The organism is Rhizobacter terrae, from assembly GCF_003852895.1.
GTDB lineage: Bacteria > Pseudomonadota > Gammaproteobacteria > Burkholderiales > Burkholderiaceae_C > Albitalea > Albitalea terrae.
Genome location: NZ_QUSW01000005.1, coordinates 298,849 through 317,213 on the forward strand (window position 1 = coordinate 298,849; position 18,365 = coordinate 317,213).

Sequence of the window (18,365 nt, forward strand, 5' to 3'; positions counted from 1 at the left end):
TGCGCGGTGCAGCGCGTCAGCGGACTTCGAAGGACCGTGTGGTGCCGCTGTACGGCGAGACCGCGCCCGTCCAGCCGCTCTTCCAGTCACCGAACTGCCGCAGCCGGTAGGTGCCCGTGGCTGCATCGGCGGGGATGCGCCATTCCACGTCCACCTGCGAGTACGCGACGCTCTCCCGCCGCCAGGTGTAGGTGGTCTCGAAGTCCCAGTCGTTGGCCACCGCCTGCCATGACGAACCGTTCCATCGCTCGACCTTGAGGAAGGTGTCCTGCGTGCGCAGGTTGTTCTTCGGATGGGCGCCGCGGAAGGTCGCGACCACCTTGCCGCCGCGTGCATAGGAAGCCGCAGGCTGCACCAGCACCTGCCCGAACTGCTGGAACAGCGGCTTGTCGTCGAACACCACACCCGGCCGCTCGAGGAACGGCTGCTTTGACTTGTCCGGCGGCGTGCCGGTGTCGGCGACGCCGCGGCCCTGCGCGAGTGCCGATGAGAGATCGCTCACGACCTGCTCCACCGCCGGCTCGGCGAAGGGGCCGAACTCGGTGGACGCGCCTTCGTACTGCTGCGTCGCGAACTCCTCCGGCGTGGTGAGGTAGCCGGAGTAGCTGTTGGCCAGCCCGGCGATGACGACCGTGGTGACGCCGCTGCCGGCAAGCTGCTTCATCACCTGCGCGCGGATGCGCCGGCCGCTCATGGTCGTGGCTTCGTACGGCAGCCCGACGATGGCCAGCGGCCCGATCACGAAGACCTGGTGCGGCAGCACCTTGGGCACCCAGTCGAGTGCACCGGTGGCCAGCAGGTTGGGCTTGGGCCATTGGCACGGGTCGTCGAAGGGCAGGGCGAGCACGCCGAAGGCGAACAGCACCGCACCGGCCGTGGGCGAGCCGTTGAGGAAGGCCTGGAAGGCCGTGCCGATGTTGGTGTTGTCGTGCGTCATGCCCTCGCTGATGCCGGGGATGTTGCTCGGCCCGTTCTCGCCGCCTGCCGCGAAGGCATAGCCGCGCGATGGCGTACACAGCGTCACCGCGGCAGCGTTCTTGCTGAACTCCGGCCGCACGACGAAGCCGCTCATGCCGGTCCATTGGTGCCGGTAGTCCAGGCGGCCGGACAGGCGCTGGCCCGCTTGCTGGTAGAGCGTTTGCGCCATCTGCAGTTGCCGGCTGCCGTCCACCTCCACGTTGGCGTACTCGTCCGCGCTGCCCTGGTAGCCGGGGGCCGAATACGCATTGCCATGCGACGACACCACGTCGCCCTCGTTGCTGTTGGAGAAGGCGGCCACGAAGGTCTCGGACGCACTGTAGTCCGCGCCCTTGGCGCGCTCGAAGAACAGCTCCGCATAGCCCTTGCTGTCGGAGCTGATCTTGGTCTGCTTCATGCTCAGCGCCGTGGGGTGGATGGCGTACCAGTTCAGCAAGCCGACCTCGCGCCCGTTGTCCTTTCGGAACCGCAGCTGCAGCATGGTCTTGTCGGTGTCCTGCGCATAGTGGCCGGCGTCAACATTGGCCAGGTAGCCCGGCAGCGAGCGGTTGCGCGTGGCTGTCGCGAGCTCGCCCGAGCTCAGGTCGATGGAGCCCGGCGCGAGGTTCTGGTGGGCCCGGTCGATGGACGCGACGATGCCGTTCACCACTGCGTTGAAGGCCTGCGAGCTGTAGCCGAACAGCGAGTTGTCGGCCGAGGCCAGTTGGTACAGCGCGTAATGCGACAGCCCCGCGTTGCCCGAGTGCGTGTGCGTGGCGGCCAGCATCACGTTCTCGTGGCCGTAGACGGCGCCGTACCTGGCCTGCAGGCGCTTCACGACTTCCAGCTTGACCGACTGGAACATCGCGCCCAGGTCGGTGTTCACGTAGACGATGCGCCGGCCCGATGACGGGTCCTGCACGATGAAGGCCCGCGCGCGCAGCCGCATGTGTAGCCCGTCGGCGGTCTGCTGCGCGGCGTAGCCGAACATGCCGGTCTCGGCCACTGGGCCAGTGATGTCATAGACGCCTGAGCCGATGAGGTACTCGCCCGCATGGGCATTCGCGGCGGCGATGGACAGGGCGGCAAGCAGGGAACAGCGGCGCAACAGGCGGCGGACCATGGGGCATCTCCGGTGAGGTGAGGGAATGGCCGCCAGGTCATGCGCCGGCAGCAGGCGCTGTTGCGGGTGCAACGATAGTCATGACTATTGGATAGTGATGACTACTCTTGTACTGGAACTTTCCCTGATCCGGAGACCGAAGCAATGCCCATGAACACAAGTCAACCAAAGACCCGACTGAGGGATCGACCGGACGCGCAGACCCTGTACTTCTCTTTACCATCGCGCTCAACACTGCGAAGCAGGAACAGGGAGCGTCGATGGCACGGCCAGGAAACTGGTGGGGCATGGCGATGGCGTCGTTCGCCCACGATGCCCTCAAAGGCGTCATGGCGCGACCCATGGTCCCGGGGGACCTTGAGTTCCTGCAGGGCCTGTATGCCTCGACGCGCGCGGCCGAGATGGCCGCCACCGGCTGGACCGAAGCGCAATGCCGGCAATTCCTGGACGGCCAGTTCGAGCTCCAGCATCACTACTACCAGGCGCATCACGCCGGTGCCGATTTCCTGCTGCTGTCGCGCGGTGCTCAGCCGATCGGCCGCCTGTACTGGCGCGAGCGAGACGACACCGCTTCGCTGATCGACGTCTCGCTGCTGCCTGCCGAACGCGGCCGGGGCATCGGCTCGGCGCTGATGCACCTGCTCGTGCAGCGCGCCGATGAACGCGGGCTGGCCATCGAGCTGCACGTCGAGCCGGACAACCCGGCGCTGCGCCTGTACCGCCGCTTCGGCTTCGACGTGGCGAAGGACAACGGCGTCTACGCCCGCATGCGCCGCGAGCCCGAGGCGTTCACGGTCGTCTCATCGGAAGGGTGCATTGCATGAGCATTCCAAGCCTCGCCCGGCTGCAGGCGGACATCGGCCAGACCTACCAGTTGCGGGGTCCATGGCAGGGCGAACTGCCGGTGGAGCTGACGGCGGCCGACGCCGGGGTGGCCATGAACCACCGCTACTGCTGCTACCACGCCGAATTCGCGCTGCCGGCGGGCGTGAGCCTGCCGCAAGTGAGCTGCGACGTGCGTGCCGGCGACGAGCTGTGGCCGATGCTGCTGCTGACGCCGGGCGCGCCCCACCCCGACGACACGCGGCAGCGCATGCACACGGTCATCCACATGCTGAATCCTCAGGCCACGGCCTGAATCCGCGCCTCAGGCGCTCGTTCCACGGCAGTACCAACCCAGGGAGATAGACGACATGAGTGATCCTTTCCTCGGTGAAATGAAGATGGTCGGATTCAACTTCGCGCCACGCGGCTACGCGTTCTGCGACGGCAGCATCCTGTCCATTGCTTCCAGCACGGCGCTGTTCTCGCTGCTGGGCACGATGTACGGCGGCAACGGCGTCTCCACCTTCGGGCTGCCCGACCTGCGCGGCCGCTCGCCGGTGGGCATGGGCTCGGGGCCCGGCCTCACGCCCATCGTCCAGGGCGAGGTGTCAGGCACCGAGAACACGACCATCCTGAGCACGCAGATGCCGATGCACACGCATCTCGTGACAGTAGCGGGCACGCCCACCGAGCCGGCGGTCACGCCATCGGCCACCAACAACGTGCTGGGGGCATCCGTGACGGGCAGCGCAGGCGCCGCGAGCATCTGGTCCACCGCGCTGAACAGCCCCGTGCAGCTGGCCCCCACGCAGGTCGGAGTGGCTGGCGGCAGCCAGCCCCTGCCGATTCGCAATCCGTACATCGGCACCAACTTCATCATCGCGACCGAGGGAATCTTCCCTTCCCGCCCCTGACAATTCGGCAAAGATGGTGCGGGCTGCGCATGGCAAGCCCGCACTACAGTGAGCGACAACCTTGCCCGCGCATCAAACCTTCCATTTCATCGCAGGCCTGCCTCGTGCGGGCTCGACCCTGCTGGCCGCCTTGCTGCGGCAAAACCCCCGTTTCCATGCCGGCATGAGCAGCCCGGTCGGCGCGCTGTGCAACGCCGTTCTCGCGCAATGCAGCGCCGGTAGCGAATTCGGTGCCGTCATCACCACTGAGCAGCGGCGCAGACTGTTGCGCGGCTTGTTCGACAGCTACTACGCGGAGTTCGGCGACAAACCGGTGGTCTTCGACACCAACAGGGGTTGGTGCTCGCGCATGCCTGCGCTGCGCGACCTGTTTCCCGAGGCCAAGGTGATCGCCTGCGTGCGCAACGTCGCGTGGGTGATGGACAGCATCGAGCGGCTGTACCGCGCCAACCCCTTCGAGAACACCAAGCTGTTCTCTGACGACATCGAGCGCAACACGGTGTACAGCCGCGTCGACACGCTGGCCCAGCGGAACCGGCTGGTCGGATTCGCATGGTCGGCGTTGAAGGAGGCCTACTACGGCGAGCACGCCGCCTCGATGCTGTTGGTCGACTACGACCTGCTGGCTCAAGCGCCCGAGCGCGTGCTCCGCCTGATCTACGAGTTCGTCGGCGAACGGTGGTACGAAGGGCACGACTTCGACAACGTGCAGTACGACGCACCCGAGTTCGACGAGGCGCTCGGGGTGGCCGGCCTGCACAAGGTGCGGCCCAAGGTGGCGCCGCAAGCCCGCCGATCGGTGCTGCCCCCCGACCTGTTCGAGCAATATGCCGCGCTGTCGTTCTGGCAAGACGGCAAGGCAAGCGCAGCCCATGTGATCCGTGCCAAGCCCGGATGAGAAAGAGTCCAACATGAAGAAGCAGCCCTGGTTCAAGCGCAGCAAGCCGACGGTGGCCAGGTCTGCTGCCGATGTACGCCCGCCCAGGCCGCTCATCATGGCGCTGGAGCCGCGCCTGATGTTCGACGGAGCCGCCCTCGCGACCGTGGTCGACGCGGTTCACCTGAGCGCCCCCAAGGCTGCCGACGTTCATGCGGACACACCGGCGGCGTGGCATCCACCGGCCGCGTCCACCGAGGCCGTGGCATCGGTGTCCATGGCGGTTCCGGCAAGCGGCAGCCATCCGCCCACCGAAGTGCTGGTGGTCGACGGCCGCGTGCCCGACCTGCAGCAGGTGGTTGCCGCGGCGCATCCGGGCGCCCGGGTCATCGTGCTCGACCCGCAACGCGATGGCGTGCGGCAATTGGCCGATGCATTGGCGGGGATGCACGGCATCACCTCGCTCAGCATCGTGTCGCATGGCGACGAGGGTCTGCTGCTGCTGGGCGATGCACCGCTCTTCACCGGCAACATCGGCCGCTACGCCACCGAGTTGCAGGAAATCGGCAAGGCGCTGGCGGCCGATGCCGACATCTCGCTCTATGGCTGCGACGTGGGCGCCGGAAGCACCGGGCAGGCCTTTTTGCAGGCACTGTCCTCCGCCACCGGCGCCGTGGTGCAGGCCTCCGCCGACGCCACCGGCACCGCAGCGCGCGGCGGCAACTGGGATCTCGAGATCGCCACTGGCCAGGTCGACTACGCGCCCGTGCTCGACACCGCGAGCCTGGCCGGCTACGACCATCTGCTGGTCACCATCAGCGTCAACACAGTGGCAGGCCTCAAGTCCGCCATTGCGACGGGCAACAGCGACAACGTCGACGACGTCATCACGGTGACCGGCAACATCACGTTCGCGTCGGCCGCCGACACCATCTCCATCAACGTGACCGACGGCCACACGATGAACATCGTCGGGGGTGGATTCACGCTGAGTGGCAACAACCAGGCACGCGTGATCAGCGTTGCTACATCGGGCGCCGGGTCTGCGGTGTCGATCGACAACCTGACGATCAGCAACGGCCTGATCGTCGGCAACGGCGCCAACGAAAATTCCAGCGCATCCGACAGCCTGGGGGCCGGCATCTCCAACACCGGCGTGCTCACCATCACGAACAGCACCATCACCGGCAACAAGGCTTCCGGTGGTGGTGGCGGCGGCGGCGACTTCGGTGGCAACTACGCCGGCGGCGGCGGCGGCGGCGGCGGCTTCGGCTCCCACCTGGGCGGCACAGCCGGCACCAGTCCGGGGGCCGCGTTCGGTGCCACCGCACCTTCCGGCATCACCGGCGGCAGCGGCGCCGGCGGCAGTTCCTTCATGGGCGGACGCGGCGGCAGCACCGGTGGCGGAGCTGCCGGCAGCTACACCGGCAGCGGCGCCAACACCACCGGCTACACCGCCGGCGGCGCCGGCGGTACCGCCAACAATGGCAGCACCAGCATCGGCGGCGGCGGCGGCGGGTCTGGCTCCTCGGCTGCCGGCGGAAAAGGCGGTTCGGCGGCCGGTGGCATCTACAACACGGGCACGCTCACCATCACCGGCTCCAGCATCACCAACAACCTGGGTGCGGGCGGCGGCGGCGGTGGCGGCGTGTCGAGCTACCAGGCAGGCTACGGCCGCACCGGCAATGGCGGCGATGGTGGAGCAGGTGTCGGCGCCATCTGGAACGCAGGCGGCACGGTGCGTATCGACAGCACCACCAATACCAGCCTGTCTACCGGCAACGCCGCCGGAGCGGGCATTGCAGGAAAGGCAGTGACCGGTGGAGTCGACGGAACCTCGGGAACTGCAACCTCGACCATCTCCACCACCGGAGGCGGCAGCACCATTACCAACTACAGCCCCGCAGCGATCACCAGTGCGACGTATGACGCGAGCACCGGCGTGCTGTCGGTCACCGGCTCGGGCTTGACCACCGGCGACACGATCGACGGCACCAAGCTGACCTTCACCGGACAAGGCGGCAGCACCTACACGCTGACCTCGGGCAGCACCACCGCCAGCAGCGCCACGGCGTTCTCCCTCACGCTCAGCGCGGCCGACAAACTGGCCATCAACGGCCTGCTCAACCTGAACGGTACTTCGGCGGTGGGAGGCACGACCTACAACCTCGCGGCGGCCGCCAACTGGGACTCCACGGCCAGCGCCGGCGCCGACCTCACCGGCAACGGCATCACCGTCAGCAGCGTCTCGTCACCCACCATCACCTCGGCCACCTACAACGAGAGCACGCACGTGCTCACCGTCACCGGCACCAACCTCGTGGCCACGGTCGGCGCGACCAACGACATCAGCGTCTCCAAGCTCACGTTTACCGGCGAAGGCGGCAGCACCTACACGCTGACCAGCTCCGACGTCGAGGTCACCAGCGCCACCTCGTTCTCGGTGACGCTCAATGCCACCGATCGCGCAGCGGTGGAGACCATCCTCAACAAGAACGGCACCTCGTCGACCAGCGGCACCACCTACAACCTGTCGGCGGCCGATGACTGGGACAGCGTCATCGGCAACACGAACACTGCCGACACCACCAACGGCGTGACGGTGTCGAACGTGCCCGTTCCTGCCATCACCAGCGCCACCTACAACGCCAGCACCGGTGCGCTGGCGGTGACGGGCACGGGCTTCCTGTCGCGCAGTGGCGCGACCAACGACATCGTGGCCAACAAGTTCACGCTGAGCGGCGACGGCGGGAGCACGTACACGCTGACGGACACGGCCAACGTGGAGATCACCTCAGGCACGAGCTTCACGCTGACGCTGAGCGCCACGGACAAGGCGGCGGTGGACCTGATCATCAACAAGAACGGCACGCTTTCCACCGACATCAGCACCTACGTGCTGGCGGCCGCGGAAGACTGGGCCGCGGGGGCAGATCCGGCGGTGGTCGTGGCCGACAACGGCCTGAACATCATCACGGCCAGCAACGTGGCGGTGCCCACGATCACCAGCGCCACCTACGATGCCAGCAGCGGCGCGCTGGTGGTCACCGGCACGGGCTTCCACCTCCTGACCGGGTCGGCCAACGACATCGTCGCCAACAAGTTCACCCTCACGGCGGAAGGCGGATCCACCTACACGCTGACCGACACGTCCAACGTGGACATCACCTCGGGCACGAGCTTCACGCTCACGCTGAGCGCGACGGACAAGGCGGCGTTGAACTTGATCGCCAACAAGAACGGCACCTCTTCCACGGGCGGCACGACGTACAACCTGGCGGCGGCCGAAGACTGGGCCGCGGGTGCGGATGCCGCGGTGGTGGTGGCCGACCTCACGGGCAACGGCATCACGGTGAGCAACGTGGCGGTGCCCACGGTGACCAGCGCGACCTACGACGCGAGCACCGGCGCGTTGGTGGTGACGGGCACGGGCTTCTTGTCGCGCAGTGGCGCGACCAACGACATCGTGGCCAACAAGTTCACCCTGACCGGTGACGGCGGGTCCACGTACACGTTGACGGACACGGCCAACGTGGAGATCACCTCGGCCACCAGCTTCACGCTGACTCTGAGCGCGACCGACAAGGCGGCGATCAACCTGATCGCCAACAAGAACGGCACGAGTTCGACGGGCGGCACGACCTACAACCTGGCGGCGGCTGAAGACTGGGCAGCCGGTGCGGATGCGGCCGTCGTGGTGGCCGACACCACCGGCAACGGCATCACGGTGAGCAACGTCGCAGTGCCCACGGTGACCAGCGCCACCTACAACGCCGGCACCGGCGCGCTGGTGGTGACGGGCACGGGCTTCCTGTCGCGCAGTGGTGCGACCAACGACATCGTCGCCAACAAGTTCACCCTCACGGCGGAAGGTGGCGCCACGTACACGCTGACCGACACGGCCAACGTGGAGATCACCTCGGGCACGAGTTTCACGCTCACGCTGAGCGCCACCGACAAGGCGGCGATCAACTTGCTCGCCAACAAGAACGGCACAAGTTCCACCAGCGGCACGACCTACAACCTGGCCGCGGCCGAAGACTGGGCGGCCGGCGCGGATGCCGCCGTCGTGGTGGCCGACCTCACCGGCAACGGCATCACGGTGAGCAACGTCGCCGTTCCTGCCATCACCAGTGCCACCTACGATGCGAGCACCGGTGCACTGGTGGTCACCGGCACAGGCTTCCTCTCTTTGAACGGCGCGACGAACGACATCGTCGCCAACAAGTTCACCCTCACGGCAGAAGGCGGGTCGACCTACACCCTGACCGACACGGCGAATGTGGAGGTCACCTCGGGCACCAGCTTCACGCTCACGCTGAGCGCCACGGACAAGGCAGCGATCAACCTGATCGCCAACAAGAACGGCACGAGTTCGACCGGCGGCACGACCTACAACCTGGCGGCCGCCGAAGACTGGGCGGCTGGCGCGGATGCGGCGGTGGTGGTGGCCGACCTCACGGGCAATGGCATCACGGTGAGCAACGTGGCCGTGCCCACCGTGACCAGCGCCACCTACGACGCGAGCACCGGTGCGCTGGTGGTGACGGGCACCGGGCTGCTCAAGCTCAGCGGCGCGACCAACGACATCGTGGCCAACAAGTTCACGCTGACCGGTGACGGCGGGTCCACGTACACGCTGACGGACACGGCCAACGTGGAGATCACCTCGGCCACCAGCTTCACGTTGACGCTGAGCGCGACGGACAAGGCTGCATTCAACCTGATCGCCAACAAGAACGGCACGAGTTCCACCAGTGGCACGACCTACAACCTGGCCGCCGCCGAAGACTGGTCCGCCGGTGCGGATGCCGCGGTCGTGGTGGCCGACACCACCGGCAACGGCATCACCGTGAGCAACGTCGCCGTGCCTACCGTGACCAGTGCCACCTACAACGCCAGCACTGGCGCGCTGGTGGTGACGGGCACAGGCTTCCTGTCGCTCGGCGGTGCAACCAACGACATCGTCGCCAACAAGTTCACCCTCACGGCAGAAGGTGGCGCCACCTACACGCTGACCGACACGGCCAACGTGGAGATCACCTCGGGCACGAGCTTCACGCTCACGCTGAGCGCCACCGACAAGGCGGCGATCAACTTGCTCGCCAACAAGAACGGCACGAGCTCCACCAGCGGCACGACCTACAACCTGGCCGCCGCGGAAGACTGGGCTGCGGGGGCAGATGCCGCCGTCGTGGTGGCCGACCTCACCGGCAACGGCATCACCGTGAGCAACGTCGCCGTGCCCACCGTGACCAGCGCCACCTACGACGGCAGCACCGGCACGCTGGTCGTCACCGGCACGGGCCTGCTCAAGCTCAACGGCGCCACCAACGACGTCGTCGCCAACAAGTTCACCCTGACCGGCGAGGGCGGCGCCACCTACACGCTGACCGACACGGCCAATGTGGAAGTCGCCTCGGGCACCAGCTTCACGCTGACCCTGAGCGCGACCGACAAGGCGGCGGTCAATCTCCTGCTGAACAAGCCCGGCACGAGTTCGACGGGCGGCACCACCTACAACGTGGCCGCGGCCGAAGACTGGGCCGCCGGCGCCGATGCCGCCGTCGTGGTGGCCGACCTCACCGGCAACGGCATCACGGTGAGCGCGCTCAATGCCGCGCCGACCGTGGGCAACCTCAACGGCGACAGCGTCTCCTTCACCGAACGGGGCAGCGCGGTGCCGCTGGACGCCGGCGGCAACGCCACGGTGGCCGACACCGACAACCTCAACTTCAACAGCGGCAACCTGACGGTGGCGATCGTCACCAACCGGGTGGCGGGCGAGGACGTGCTGGGCATCGTCAACCAGGGCACGGGCGCGGGGCAGATCGGCGTGTCGGGCAGCAACGTCAGCTACGGCGGCACGACCATCGGCAGCTTCACCGGCGGCAGCGGCACCAACGACCTCGTCGTCACGCTCAACAGCAGCGCCACGCCGGCGGCGGTGCAGGCGCTGGTGCGCGACATCACCTACAGCAACAGCAACACCACCGACCCGAGCGGGGCCACGCGCACCGTTCGCTTCACCGTCAACGACGGCGCCGGCGGCACCAGCAGCAATGCCGATGTCTCGGTGGCCGTCACCACCATCAACGACGCGCCCACGCTCAGCGCCACCGGCGGCACGCCCACCTTTACGGAGAACGGCAGCGCCGTGACGCTGTTCAGCGGCACCAGCATCGGCACGGTCGAGTCCGGCCAGACCATCACGTCCATGACCTTGACGGTGACCAACGTCGCCGACGGCAGCGCCGAGATCCTCGGCGTCGACGGCAGCTCCGTGGCATTGACCAACGGCAACTCGGCGACCACGGTGACCAACGGCATGTCGGTCACCGTCAGCGTGTCCTCCGGGACGGCCACGGTGACCATCACCAAGATCGCGGGCATCAGCACGGCCACGGCGCAGACGCTGGTCAACGGCCTGACCTATCGCGACACCAGTGACAACCCGTCCACGGCCAGCCGCGTCGTCACGCTCACGAGCATCCAGGACAGCGGCGGCACCGCCAACGGCGGCGTGGACACCGCCTCCCTCTCGGTGTCGGCCACCGTCGCCGTGGCGGCGGTGAACGATGCGCCGGTGGTCACGGCTTCCGGCGGCACGACGGCCTTCGTCGAAGGTGCCAACGTCACCAGCACACCGGTGGCGATCGATGGCGGCCTCACGGTCACCGATGCGGACAACACCACGCTGTCCAGCGCGACGGTGAGCATCACCGGCAACTTCCAGAGCGGGCAGGACGTGCTGGCGTTCACCAACACGAGCGCCGCCACCTACGGGAACATCAGTGCCAGCTACGCCAGTGGCACCGGGGTGCTGACACTGACCTCATCGGGCGCCTCGGCCACTCTGGCGCAATGGCAGGCCGCGCTGCGGGCGGTGACCTACACCAACAGCTCCGACACGCCCAACACCGCGACGCGCACGGTCAGCTTCACGGCCGACGACGGCATCGCCTCCAGCAGCGCATCGACCCAGGCGGTCAGCGTGGCCAACGCCAACGATGCACCGGTCGACAGCGTGCCCGCCGCGCAGCACGTGAACCAGGATGCGACGCTGCTCTTCAATGCCGGCAACGGCAACCTGGTGTCCATCAGCGACGTGGACGCCGGCGGCGGCACGGTGCGGGTGACCCTCACGGTCACCAACGGCCTGATGACCTTGTCGGGTACCACGGGCCTGGTCTTCTCGGTGGGCAGCGGCACGGGCGATGCCACCATGACCTTCGACGGCACGATCAGCAACATCAACACGGCGCTGAACGGCATGAGCTTCTCGCCGACGGCCGGCTACAACGGCTCGGCCAATCTGCAGATCACCAGCAACGACCTCGGGCTGACCGGTGCCGGCGGGGCGAAGACCGACACCGACACGATCGCGATCACGGTGGATCCGATCAACCCCGTGGTCACCACGGTGAACGTGACCAACGCGGATGGCGGCTACAAGCTGGGCGACACCATCACCGCGACCATCACCTTCGACCAGGCGGTGACGGTGGACACCACCGGCGGCACGCCCACGCTGCTGCTGGAGACCGGCAGCGTGGACCGCAACGCGACCTACGTGTCGGGCTCGGGCACGAACACGCTGAGCTTCAGCTACACGGTGCAGGCCGGCGACCTGAGTGCGGACCTGGACTACCAGTCCACGGGTGCGCTGGCGCTCAACGGCGCGACCATCCGCAACGTCACCAGCAACGATGCGATCCTCACGCTGCCCGCGACGGGCGGGGTGAACTCCATCGCCGGGCAGCGCGCCATCGTGGTCGATGGGGTGGTGCCCACGGTGGGCAGCGTCAGCGTGCCGACCAACGGCACCTACGTGGCCGGGCAGAACCTGGACTTCACGGTGAACTTCAGCGAAGCGGTGACAGTGGACAGCACCGGCGGCACGCCGCGCATCGCGGTGACGCTGGACACCGGCGGGACGGTCTACGCGAACTACCTGTCAGGTTCCGGCAGCACGGCGCTTGTCTTCCGGCTCACGGTCGCGACCGGTGAACTGGACACCACGGGCATCACGTTGGGCAGTGGCATTGACACCAACGGTGGCACGGTGCGTGACGCGGTGGGCAACAACACCGTGGCCACGCTCAATGGTGTGGGATCGACCACGAGCGTGCTGGTCGATGCGATCGACCCGACGGTGGCGAGCGTGTCGGTGCCGTCCAGCGGCAACTACAACGCGGGCGATGTGCTGACCTTCACGGTGAACGCGAGCGAGGCGGTGGTCGTCAACACGACCGGCGGCACGCCGCGGCTGGTGCTGGACATCGGCGGTGCGACGGCCTATGCGAATTACGTGTCGGGCTCGGGCAGCAGTGCGCTGGTGTTCCAGTACACGGTGCTGGCCGGCGACACGGACACGAACGGCATCGCGATCAGCAGCTTGCAGACCAACGGTGGAACCTTGCGCGACACCGCAGGCAACACGATGGCGCTCACGCTCAGCGGCGTGGGCAGCACGGCTGGTGTGCTGGTGGACACGACTGCGCCGACACCGTCGGCGATCGTGCGCACCGCCACGACACCGACGAACGCAGCATCGGTGGGCTACACCGTCACCTTCAGCGAGGATGTGAGTGGCGTCGATGCAACCGACTTCAGCCTGGTCACCACGGGCGGTGCTGCCGGCAGCATCGCATCGGTCACGCAGGTCGACGCACACACCTACACCGTCGCCGTCAACGGCATCACCGGCACAGGCACGCTGCGGCTGGACCTGAACGCCAGCGGCACGGGCATCGTCGATACGGCAGGCAACGCGATCACCGGCGGCCTGGCTGGTGCGGTCTACAACGTCGACCGCAACGCGCCTACCGTCAGCAGCGTGAGCGTGCCGACCAACGGCACCTACGTGGCCGGGCAGAACCTGGACTTCACGGTGAACTTCAGCGAAGCAGTCACCGTGGACAGCACCGGTGGCACGCCACGCATCGCGGTGACGCTGGACACGGGCGGGACGGTCTACGCCAGCTACGTGTCGGGCTCTGGAACATCTGCACTGGTGTTCCGCCTGACCGTTGCCACGGGCGAGTTGGACAGCACAGGCATTGCAGTGGGCGCAAGCCTCGACACCAACGGCGGCACCGTGCGTGACGCGGTGGGCAACAACGCGGTGGCCACGCTCAATGGTGTGGGATCGACCACCGGCGTGCTGGTGGATGCAATCGATCCGACGGTGGCCAGCGTGTCGGTGCCGTCCAGCGGCAACTACAACGCAGGGGACCTGCTGACCTTCACGGTGAATGCGAGCGAGGCGGTGGTCGTCAACACGACCGGCGGCACGCCGCGGCTGGCGCTGGACATCGGCGGTGCGACGGCCTACGCAAACTACGTGTCGGGCTCGGGCAGTACGGCGCTGGTCTTCCAGTACACGGTGCTGGCGGGTGACACCGACACGAACGGCATCGCGATCGGCAGCTTGCAGACCAACGGTGGCACATTGCGCGACACCGCGGGCAACACGATGGCGCTCACGCTCAGCGGCGTGGGCAGCACGGCTGGTGTGCTGGTGGACACGACCGCACCGACACCATCGGCCATCGTGCGCACGGCCACGACACCGACGAATGCTGCGTCGGTGGGCTACACGGTGACTTTCTCCGAAGACGTCAGCGGTGTCGATGCGAGCGACTTCACGCTGGTCGCCACTGGTGGCGCTGCGGGCAGCATCGCCTCGGTCACCCAGGTTGACGCGCACACCTACACCGTGACGCTCAACAGCGTGAGCGGCACCGGCACGCTGCGGCTGGATCTGAACGCCAGCGGCACCGGCATCGTCGATACGGCAGGCAATGCGATCACCGGTGGCCTGGACGGCGCGGTCTACAGCGTTGACCGCGATGCGCCCACCGTCAGCAGCGTGAGCGTGCCGGCCAACGGCACCTACGTGGCGGGGCAGAACCTGGACTTCACGGTGAACTTCAGCGAGGCGGTGACGGTGGACAGCACCGGCGGCACGCCACGCATCGCGGTGACGCTGGACACGGGTGGGACGGCCTACGCCAGCTACGTTTCAGGCTCGGGCAGCACGGCGCTCGTCTTCCGACTCACGGTGGCCACCGGTGAACTCGACACCACGGGCATCACCGTGGGCGCCAGCCTCGACACCAACGGCGGCACGGTGCGTGACGCGGTCGGCAACAACGCGGTGGCCACGCTCAACGGCGTCGCATCGACGACGGCCGTGCTGGTCGATGCCATCGCCCCGACGATCGCGAGCATCGACCGCAACGACCCGTCATCCACCTCCGCCCGTTCGGTGAGCTACACGGTGCACTTCTCCGAAGCCGTGTCCGGTCTCGACGTGGCCGACTTCACCCTGCTCAAGACCGGCAGCGCCGACGGTTCCGTGGACGTGGTGACGCAGATCGACGCCAAGACCTACCGCGTGGAGGTGGGCCACCTGTCCGGCATGGGCCGCATCAACCTGCGGCTCAATGCCGCTGGCAGCGGCATTGCCGACACGGCCGGCAACGCGCTGGCTGCAGGTGCTGACAGCCCGGCCTACCTGGTGATCCCGGTGGGCACGCAGCCGCCGATCGGGCCGTTCCCGCTGCCCGAACCCACGCCGCCCATCGCGCCGTCACCGGCTCCGTGGACACCGCCGATCACCTTCAACCCGACCGAGCCGGTCAACCAGATCGACGTGCCCACCATCCGGCCCACCACCAGCGTGTCGGCCGGCCAGATGGCGACCGGGCCGGCGAGCGTCATCGTGCCGCTGGTGCCGGATGCGCTCGCGTTGAACGCCGTGACCATCACCCCGCGTGCCGAGGCCCGCACGGGCTTCATCGAGACCGGGGCTGGCACCGGGCAGGGCCTTCAGGCGATTCCCGAGATCGGTGCCTTCCCGGTGCGCGCGGGCCAGCCCGTCAACATCGCCTTGCCGGTGTCCACCTTCACGCACAGCGAGCGCGGCGAGGAGGTGACGGTCGAGGTCCGCCTGGCCAACGGCCGGCCGCTGCCGGCGTGGCTGAAGTTCGACCCGGTGACCGGCACGCTCAGCGGCCAGCCGCCCGCGGGCCTGAACCAGAAGCTGGACATCGAGGTGATCGCCCGCGACAGCAAGGGCAACCGCGCCAGCTCGCACATCTCCATCGAGGTCAAGGCGGCCGGCAAGGGGCAGACCTCGCTGCTGCCGCCCGCCCAAGGCACGGACCTCGCCGAACTGCAGCGCCTGCTGGCCGAGCGTCCTGCCGCGCCAGCCGGCCGGCCCGCGCTCTCAGCGCAATTCGAACGCCATGGCAGCGCTGCCCGGCAGGCCGAACTCGCGGCCCTGGTGCAGCACCTGAACGCTGCATCGCGGCAAGGCTGACCCCCACACAACCAACAACGCCAGGAGAGCCAGAACATGCCCCAGACCCTTGCACACCCGCCCCGCACGCTGCTCGCCGCGCTGATCGTCGCCGGCCTCGCAGGTTGCGCGATCCAGCCGCAACGCCTGACGTCCGAGGAGCGACAGGCCACGGTGCAGGCCGACCGCAGCGCGATGACGCAGCAGCAGGAGCCGGTGCAAGGCCCCGTCACGCTGGACCAGGCCATGGCCCGCGCCATCAAGTACAACCTCGACCATCGCCTCAAGCTGATGGAAGAGGCCATCGCGCAGCGCCAGCTGGATCTGTCGCGCACCGACCTGCTGCCGCGCCTGACTGCCGCCGCCGGGTACACGTGGCGCGACAACGAGCTGGCCTCGTCGTCGCGAAGCATCCTGAGCGGGTTGCAGTCGCTGGAGCCTTCCACCTCCACCGACCGCGAGCGCACCACGGGCGACCTCACGCTGAGCTGGAACGTGCTGGACTTCGGCGTGAGCTACTACAACGCCCGCCAGCAGGCCGACCGCGTGCTGGTGGCCGAGGAACGCCGCCGCAAGGTGATGCACCTGTTGATGCAGCAGACCCGCCAGGCCTACTGGCAGGCCGCCGGCGCGCAGCAGCTGGAGAACAAGATCGAGCCGGTGCTGCAGCAGGCACGCAAGGCGCTGGACGACTCGCGCAAGGTCGAGGTGGAGAAGCTGCGCTCGCCGCTGGACGCGCTGAACTACCAGCGGCAGTTGCTGGACATCGTGCGCCAGCTCGAAGCGGTGCGCTATGAACTGGCCCAGGCCAAGCCGCGGCTGGCGTCCATCATGAACCTGGAGCCCGGCCAGCCCTTCACGGTGGCGACGGCGGGCTCGCTGCCCACGCCCGCCGTGAACCTGCCGGTCGAGCGCATGGAAGAGGCCGCGCTGCTGCGCCGGCCCGAGCTGGTCGAGGCGCAGTACAACGAACGCATCGGCGTGCTGGAGACCCGCAAGGCGCTGGCGCGGCTGCTGCCCGGCGTGGAGCTCAGCCTGGGCGGCCACTACGACAGCAACAGCTACCTCGCCCACAGCCAATGGAGCGATGCGGGCCTGCGCGTGAGCTGGAACCTGTTCAACGTGTTCAACGCGGGCACCATCCGCGGCCTTGCTCAGGCCCAGCTGGAAGTGGCACAGCAGCAGCGCCTGGCGCTGAGCATGGCCGTGCTCACGCAGGTGCACGTGGCCAACCAGGAATACCTCGGGCGGCTCAGGCAGTACGAGCTGACCGAGCAGCTCAACACGGTGGAGCAGCGCATCCTCACGCAGACGCGCAACGCCGCCAGCGCCAATGCGCAAGGCAAGCTCGAGGAGATCCGCGCGGCCGCCTCGGCGATGATGTCCGAGCTGCGCCTGTACCAGAACTATGGTGCGCTGCAAGGCGCCTATGGCCAGCTCATCGCCACCCTGGGCCTGGACCCCTTGCCCGAGTCGGTGCCCGGCCATGACCTGAAGACCCTGGGCGATGCGGTGCGCGCATCGGAGCAGAATTGGACGAAGACCGTCAACCCCGGAGGTGGTGCATGACCCGATTCGTCGGGCCCGCTTGCTTCTTCTTTTCCGTCCCCCTGCTTCTCACCCTGAACAGCGCCTTCGCGCAGACCAGCCCGCTGGCCGCCGACAAGGATGGCCGCATCCGCACGCAGCTCAGTGCGCGCAATGCCGTGACCGTGTCGGCCGAGATCGCCGCGCGCGTGGCGAGCATGCCGCTGCGCGAGGGCGATGCCTTCCGCGCCGGCCAGCAGCTGGTGGGCTTCGATTGCGCGCTGCTGCAGAGCCAGCAGCGCAAGGCCGAGGCCACCGTCGAGGCGGCGCAGGCGGTGGTGCAGTCGAACCAGCGCATGGCCGAGCTCAACTCCATCGGCAAGTTCGAGGTCGAGCAGGCACAGGCACGCCTGAAGGAGGCGCAGGCTGAAGCGGCCGGCTCGAAGCTGCTGGTGAGCCGCTGCAGCATCGCCGCGCCGTTCTCCGGCCGCGTCGCCAAGCGGCATGCGGCGGCCCACCAGTACGTGGCGCCGGGCAATCCGCTGCTGGACATCGTCGAGACGGGCCAGCTCGAATTGCAGATGATCGTGCCGTCCAAGTGGCTGGCCTGGCTGAAGCCGGGCAGCGTCTTCACGGTGGACGTGGAGGAGCTGGGCAAGAGCTACCCGGCCAAGGTGCAGCGGCTGGGCGCGCAGATCGACCCGGTGAGCCAGACGGTGCCGGTCTACGGCGTGATGGACGGCAGCCAGCCCGGCCTGCTGCCGGGCATGAGCGGGTGGGCGGTGTTTGCCCAGCGCAAGTAGAGGCAGAGGCGTGAAGGCGCGCAGGTCATCA

The 18,365-nt window shown here is 67.9% G+C and carries 8 protein-coding genes; 7 read left to right on the forward strand and 1 reads right to left on the reverse strand.

What is annotated here, in order from left to right; translation table 11 throughout:
• Nucleotides 1-16: 16 nt before the first annotated feature.
• Nucleotides 17-2,080: a neutral/alkaline ceramidase gene (locus DZC73_RS18955; protein ID WP_124541932.1), complete on the reverse strand. Its 2,064-nt coding sequence runs from the start codon at nucleotides 2,078-2,080 to the stop codon at nucleotides 17-19.
• Between the two features lie 260 nt (nucleotides 2,081-2,340).
• Here DZC73_RS18955 and DZC73_RS18960 point away from each other — a divergent pair, with 260 nt between their 5' ends.
• The 7 genes from DZC73_RS18960 (at nucleotide 2,341) to DZC73_RS18990 (ending at nucleotide 18,334) form a co-directional block, all read left to right on the forward strand.
• Complete coding sequence (locus DZC73_RS18960; RefSeq protein WP_235835196.1) at nucleotides 2,341-2,904, forward strand: GNAT family N-acetyltransferase; 564 nt, start codon at nucleotides 2,341-2,343, stop codon at nucleotides 2,902-2,904.
• Nucleotides 2,901-3,218 (forward strand): hypothetical protein, encoded by a 318-nt coding sequence (locus DZC73_RS18965; RefSeq protein ID WP_124541933.1) that lies wholly within the window; start codon nucleotides 2,901-2,903, stop codon nucleotides 3,216-3,218. The genes DZC73_RS18960 and DZC73_RS18965 overlap by 4 nt, the downstream gene beginning before the upstream one ends.
• A gap of 55 nt (nucleotides 3,219-3,273) precedes the next feature.
• Entirely contained in the window at nucleotides 3,274-3,819 is a 546-nt protein-coding gene (locus tag DZC73_RS18970) for a phage tail protein (RefSeq protein ID WP_124541934.1), read from the forward strand.
• A 61-nt stretch (nucleotides 3,820-3,880) separates the two neighbouring features.
• Nucleotides 3,881-4,717, forward strand: coding sequence for a sulfotransferase family protein (locus DZC73_RS18975; protein ID WP_124541935.1), 837 nt, complete (start codon nucleotides 3,881-3,883; stop codon nucleotides 4,715-4,717).
• A gap of 13 nt (nucleotides 4,718-4,730) precedes the next feature.
• Nucleotides 4,731-16,025, forward strand: coding sequence for a DUF4347 domain-containing protein (locus DZC73_RS18980; RefSeq protein ID WP_124541936.1), 11,295 nt, complete (start codon nucleotides 4,731-4,733; stop codon nucleotides 16,023-16,025).
• A 36-nt stretch (nucleotides 16,026-16,061) separates the two neighbouring features.
• Nucleotides 16,062-17,573, forward strand: coding sequence for a TolC family protein (locus tag DZC73_RS18985; protein ID WP_124541937.1), 1,512 nt, complete (start codon nucleotides 16,062-16,064; stop codon nucleotides 17,571-17,573).
• The gene (locus DZC73_RS18990) at nucleotides 17,570-18,334 is read left to right on the forward strand and encodes an efflux RND transporter periplasmic adaptor subunit (protein WP_124541938.1); all 765 of its coding nucleotides are present in this window, start codon (nucleotides 17,570-17,572) and stop codon (nucleotides 18,332-18,334) included. Before DZC73_RS18985 ends, DZC73_RS18990 begins: the two co-directional genes overlap by 4 nt.
• Nucleotides 18,335-18,365: the final 31 nt, after the last annotated feature.

Coding starts and splice junctions, on each gene's coding strand:
- DZC73_RS18955 (WP_124541932.1), bottom strand. CDS start 2,080: ATGGTCCGCCGCCTGTTGCGCCGCTGTTCCCTGCTTGCCGCCCTGTCC.
- DZC73_RS18960 (WP_235835196.1), top strand. CDS start 2,341: ATGGCACGGCCAGGAAACTGGTGGGGCATGGCGATGGCGTCGTTCGCC.
- DZC73_RS18965 (WP_124541933.1), top strand. CDS start 2,901: ATGAGCATTCCAAGCCTCGCCCGGCTGCAGGCGGACATCGGCCAGACC.
- DZC73_RS18970 (WP_124541934.1), top strand. CDS start 3,274: ATGAGTGATCCTTTCCTCGGTGAAATGAAGATGGTCGGATTCAACTTC.
- DZC73_RS18980 (WP_124541936.1), top strand. CDS start 4,731: ATGAAGAAGCAGCCCTGGTTCAAGCGCAGCAAGCCGACGGTGGCCAGG.
- DZC73_RS18985 (WP_124541937.1), top strand. CDS start 16,062: ATGCCCCAGACCCTTGCACACCCGCCCCGCACGCTGCTCGCCGCGCTG.
- DZC73_RS18990 (WP_124541938.1), top strand. CDS start 17,570: ATGACCCGATTCGTCGGGCCCGCTTGCTTCTTCTTTTCCGTCCCCCTG.